The organism is Phytoactinopolyspora endophytica (assembly GCF_004138495.1).
In the GTDB taxonomy this organism is placed as follows: Bacteria; Actinomycetota; Actinomycetes; order Jiangellales; family Jiangellaceae; genus Phytoactinopolyspora; species Phytoactinopolyspora endophytica.
This window is the reverse complement of sequence record NZ_ML142860.1, coordinates 21,735-26,973: the sequence shown is the minus strand read 5'-3', so window position 1 is coordinate 26,973 and position 5,239 is coordinate 21,735. Positions and strand designations below refer to the sequence as shown.

At 67.9% G+C, this 5,239-nt stretch carries 6 protein-coding genes; 2 read left to right on the top strand and 4 right to left on the bottom strand.

The annotated features are described in order from the left end of the window. Positions 1–756 (bottom strand): DMT family transporter (locus ELR45_RS21365; RefSeq protein ID WP_420813916.1); only part of this gene is annotated, 756 nt, incomplete at its 3' end. A 75-nt stretch (positions 757–831) separates the two neighbouring features. Here ELR45_RS21365 and ELR45_RS21360 point away from each other — a divergent pair. Further along, positions 832–1,758 (top strand): LysR family transcriptional regulator, encoded by a 927-nt coding sequence (locus ELR45_RS21360; RefSeq protein WP_129668169.1) that lies wholly within the window; start codon positions 832–834, stop codon positions 1,756–1,758. 55 nt (positions 1,759–1,813) lie between these two features. Here ELR45_RS21360 and xerD read toward each other — a convergent pair whose 3' ends face one another. The 3 genes from xerD to ELR45_RS21345 form a co-directional block, all read right to left on the bottom strand. Further along, on the bottom strand, positions 1,814–2,746 hold the full coding sequence (gene xerD, locus ELR45_RS21355) for a site-specific tyrosine recombinase XerD (protein WP_129668168.1): 933 nt from the start codon (positions 2,744–2,746) through the stop codon (positions 1,814–1,816). After that, on the bottom strand, positions 2,743–3,858 hold the full coding sequence (gene ald / locus ELR45_RS21350) for an alanine dehydrogenase (protein ID WP_129668284.1): 1,116 nt from the start codon (positions 3,856–3,858) through the stop codon (positions 2,743–2,745). Before ald ends, xerD begins: the two co-directional genes overlap by 4 nt. Before the next feature lie 235 nt (positions 3,859–4,093). Beyond that, entirely contained in the window at positions 4,094–4,741 is a 648-nt protein-coding gene (locus ELR45_RS21345) for an NUDIX domain-containing protein (protein ID WP_240759984.1), read from the bottom strand. 104 nt (positions 4,742–4,845) lie between these two features. Here ELR45_RS21345 and ELR45_RS38590 point away from each other — a divergent pair. After that, a partial coding sequence (locus tag ELR45_RS38590; RefSeq protein WP_205856991.1) for an aminoglycoside phosphotransferase family protein occupies positions 4,846–5,239 on the top strand: 394 nt, incomplete at its 3' end.

Here is a 5,239-nt window from a genome sequence, read left to right as displayed (position 1 = left end):
TGCCAGGGCGTATGCCCAGGTGCTGAACGCGATCGCGGTGGGAAACACACCGAGGTAGACGACGCCCGCGATCGCTCCGCCCGACGCCGTCATGCTCTGCTCGACGAACTCGGGCGCGAACGGCACCAACACCACAGCCCCGGCGGCACATCCGAAGAATGTGGCGGTCACGGTGTCGACGCTGCGCAGCACAACCTTCTGCATGAGCACACCGCTGGCGTAGAGCAGCGCGGTCAGCAGGCCCAGCCAGATCCCCATCGCGTCGTTCACGGAACCGCCGCCCGAACCACCGGTCGCGATCAACACGACACCGGTGAACGCGACCGCGATTCCGACGACGAGCGGCCGTGGGAACCCTTCGGCGAAGAACACACCCGCGAACACCGCCACCAGGATCGGCGCGACGTTGACCAGCAGCGCCGCTGTTCCCGCGTCAAGGTGGCGCTCGGCCAGGTTGAGCACCGCCGTGTACGCCGCGAACCACAGCGCGCCGTACGCGAGGACCAGCCACCGGTCGCGCCCCGTCGGAAGCGTCAGCCGCCGGTAGCGCCACGCGATAGCGCCGAGCACCAGCGCTCCGACGGTGATCCGTCCGAACGCGAGCGCTCCCGGCGAGTAGCTATCACCGATCATCCGTATACCGACGAACGCCGACGCCCACAGGACTACGGTCACGGCGGCGGCGAGTACGGTGCCGCGGTGCTGTGCCGGCGCCGAACCTGGGGCCGGCGCGATAGTTGTCGTCACGCCACTCATGGTCCGGCCTGGCAATGCATCAGCACAAGCGAATGTTTCTGCATCATCATTCAGTTCAGCTGTACAATTCCTTCCATGCTGGATCCGCACCGTCTCCGCGTGTTCCGAGCCGTCGTCGCGACGGGCTCGGTACATCAGGCCGCGGCGAACCTCGGCTACACCCCGTCGGCCATCAGTCAGCAACTCACCGCGCTCCAACGGGAGACCGGCCTGCGACTGGTGGAACGCAACGGCCGGGGAATCGAACCCACGGCCACCGGACGAATGCTGGCCGACGAGGCCGTCCCCGCGCTCGAGCGGCTCGCTGAGCTGGATGCCGTGGTGGCGGACCTACGAGAGGGCCGGGTGGGCACGCTGTCCATCAGCTACTTCGCCTCAGCCGGCGCCGCGTGGATTCCACCGGTAGTGGCGGCACTCACCCGCGAGTTCCCCGAACTGCGGATCGACCTGCGCCTCATCGAACTCGCCAACGAGCGGCAATCGGCTCCCGACGTCGAGGTCTTCGTCGAGAGCGCGGAGTCCAGCCCCACGGAGGGGTACGACGTCTATCCGCTCCTCGAGGAGCCGTACGTGGCCGTCCTGCCGAAGACACACTCGTTGGCCGGACAGGAGTCCATCCCGCTGCGCGAGCTCGCCGACGAGCCGTGGGTGGACAACGACTTCTCTCGTGGACCCTGCCGGCAGGCGCTCCTGGACGCCTGCTCGTCCGTCGGCATCAACCCGGGCTTCCACGTGGAGACACACGACTACCCGACGGCCATCTCGTTCGTCGCCGCCGGCGTCGGGATCACCGTGCTCCCCCATCTCGGCGTCGGCACGTTGCCGCCGGGTCTCGTCGCAGTGCCCGTCGTCGACCCGGTGCCGATGCGACGCATCTCCGTGCGTGTCCGCGAGTCGCTGCGGCGAAACCCAGCGGCCCTGCGGATCCTCGAGCTCCTGCACGAGCGCGTCGACGCTAATAACGCCGTCGCGAACGGCGAGGTCGTCGCGGCCCTGGGGTAACCATGATCATGAACACTTACCGTGCTATTTCAACGGTTTGAGTTCATGATCATGGTTACCCCTGCGCGCGGGGGTGGGCGGCCGCATAGACCTCGCGGAGGTGCTCGACGGTCACCAGAGTGTAGACCTGTGTCGTGGTCACCGATGCGTGGCCGAGAAGCTCCTGCACGACGCGGACGTCGGCACCGCCATCGAGCAGGTGCGTGGCGAACGAGTGCCGCAGCGTATGCGGCGAGACCGTCGCGCCCAGCCCGGCACGTTCGGCCGCAGTGCGCAGGACCGTCCACGCACTCTGACGCGACAGCCGGCCGCCCCGGGCATTCAGGAACAGCGCCGGTGTTCCCCGGCCCGCTTCCAGCAGCGCGGGACGTCCACGCACCGTGTACGCCTCCATGGCGTCGCGCGCGTACGATCCGACCGGCACGAGCCGGGTCTTGCCGCCTTTGCCACGCAGCACCACCGTGCCGGTCTCCAGGTCTACGTCGTCCCGATCCAGCCCCACAGCCTCAGAGATCCGCGCACCGCAGCCGTAGAGAAGCTCCAGCAGTGCGCGGTCGCGCAGCACGCGTGGCCCGTCCCCTGTGGATGCGGCCGCAAGCAGCCGCTCCACCTGGTCCAACGGAATCGCCTTCGGCAACCTGCGAGGCGGCGTCGGCGGCCGGACGGCTCCGGCGGGATCGACGTCGGTGATGCCCTCGCGGCACAGGAACCGATGCCACCCGCGGACCGCGACCACGGTCCGCGCCGCCGAGCTCGCTCCCAGCGCAGGAAAGATCTCGTCACCTTCTCGGAGGCTGCGCAGGAACGCGGTCACATCGGCCTCGACCACATCTGTCGGCTCCACTCGCCCCTGGTTGACCAGAAAGTCCACATATCGCCTGAGGTCACGACGGTAGGACGCAAGTGTGTTCGCGGCCAGGCCGCGTTCCACGGCCAGGTGGTCCAGATATGCCCTGGCCGCCTTGTCGAGCCCGCTGTCACCGCTCAGTTGAGCACCTCGTTCAGGTCGGTTGCCGCCAGTTCATGCGCCTCAGCGACGGGCGCGTACACGACGCGACCGTCGTGCGTGTTCAGCCCGCGCGCCAGCGCCGCATCCGATCGTAGCGCCGCCCTCCAGCCGTGATCCGCCAACTCCACCACGTATGGCAGCGTGACGTTGGTCAATGCATAGGTTGAGGTGTGTGGGACGGCCCCAGGCATGTTCGCCACGCAGTAGAAGACCGATTCGTGCACGCGGAAAGTCGGGCTGGCGTGGGTGGTCGGGCGCGAGCTCTCGAAGCAGCCGCCCTGGTCGATGGCGATGTCGACGAGGACCGTGCCAGGACGCATCCGGGCCACCAGGTCATCAGAGACGAGGGTCGGCGCCTTGGCCCCGGGTACGAGCACGGCCCCGATGACCAGGTCCGCGTCGAGCACCGCACTCTGAACCTCGAAGAGGTTCGACGCGACCGTCTGTACCCGTCCTCCGTACAGCTCATCCACCTCACGCAGGCGGGCGACATTCTTGTCCAACACCCACACCTCAGCCTGCATGCCGACGGCGATGACGGCGGCGTTCATTCCGGCCACGCCGGCACCGATCACCACCACTTTGGCGGACTGGGTGCCCGGCACGCCACCCAGGAGGATCCCACGCCCGCCCTGTGCCCGCTCCAGCACGTGTGCACCCACCTGGGTCGCCATCCGCCCGGCGACCTCGCTCATCGGCGCCAGCAGCGGCAGATGTCCGTCATCGGCTTGCACGGTCTCGTAGGCGATCGCCGTCACCCCGGCATTCAGCAACGCCTGAGTGCACTCCCGGGACGCGGCCAGGTGAAGGTAGGTGAACAGCACCTGCCCTGCACGCATCCGGTGATACTCCTCCGGCACGGGCTCCTTGACCTTGCAGACCAGGTCAGCCTCGCCCCACACATCGTCCGCGGAGGCCGCTGTCCGCGCACCCGCCGCCGTATACTCCTCGTCGCGGATGGAGGAGCCCACGCCGGCGCCGGCCTGTACGACCACCTCGTGGCCGTGCCGGACCAGCTCATGCACCCCTGGCGGCGTGATAGCCACCCGGTACTCGTTGTTCTTGATCTCGGTAGGAATGCCGACCAGCACCAACGTCCCCTTCGCCGTTCCAGCCGCGGTGTCACCACCACATCGACGGTGCTCGTGCTCGGACAGATGGCCCATAACCCGAGCGCGCCGCATGGAGGCTACGCGCGAAGTCTAGATCAGCTGCCCCGACGACGTCTCGGGATGCGGACGCATCGAGCATAACAAGATCATCGATGTCTGCGGCAGCCCGGCTTGAGAGGTCGTATCAGCGACGTGCCGGCCCGGACGACGCTGCCTATGGACGACGACGGCGCTCCGCTGCGGTCCAGGGGGCCTCCGGGGGTCGCAGCGACTCGTAGCCGCCGTCGTGGCTCGCCGCCCATGCCGAGAGCGCGCCCACACACAGCAGCGCGTTCTGCACCTTCCCGGCCAGCGCCGCCCGGACGATGTCGGCCAGCGGCATCCAGGAGACCGGCATGTCGGCCTCCTCATGCACACCGTTGTGCCGGTCCGCGTCCGGCACGTCCGTGATGCCTCGCGCCAGGAAGACCCGGACCGCCTCGTCGCACATTCCGGGCGAGCTGAGCACATCGGTCAGCACACGCCAGTCCTCGGCGCGGACATGTCCCTCTTCGTAGAGCTCTCGCTTGGCCGTCTCCACCGGCGGCTCGCCGTCGACGTCGCGCAGCCCTGCCGGCAGCTCGATGAGCCGATGGCCGACCGGGTGCCGGTATTGCGACACCACCAGCACGCGATCGTTCTCGTCGAGGGCGACGATGGCCACCGCTCCAGGATGGGTCACGACGTCGCGGGCAAACGTGGTGCCGTCGACCGGCGACCGGACCACGTCCTTTCGGACCGAGATCACCTTGCCCTCGAAAACGATGTCCGATGTCTCGACTGGCCAGCTCTCCGGCTGGTCCCGCAACTCCTCATTCGTCACGTGGGCTAAGCCTACGCTGCACATGCCACGCTCACCGCCGGTGATCTCGGAGAACTTGTCGGCGGCGGAAGTGGCGGTGTCGGGCTGGTGCCTAAGGTGTCTGGGTGATTGGCATACCGGAGGCGTTTGCGCGGGGCACCATCGAGCGTGAAGGAGAGTCCGGAGCGGCGTGGATCGCCGAGCTGCCCAGGATCCTCGACGAACTGCTGGGGCGCTGGGAGTGCGTGCCGGACGGAGAAGTCATGCACGGGGGTGTCGGGGTTATCGTCCCGGTGAAATGGCGGGCTGAGACGAACGCTGTGCTGAAGGTGTCGTTTCCGCACCCCGGCAACGTCCACGAGCCCGATGCGTTCGCGGCGTGGGACGGACGCGGATCTGTCCTGCTGCACAAGCACGATGACGAGCGTTTCGCGATGCTGCTGGAACGAGCGCAGACATTGACCCTGGCGGAGGTCGACGATGGCGACGAGGTCGTGACGATCGCGGGACGGATCAGCC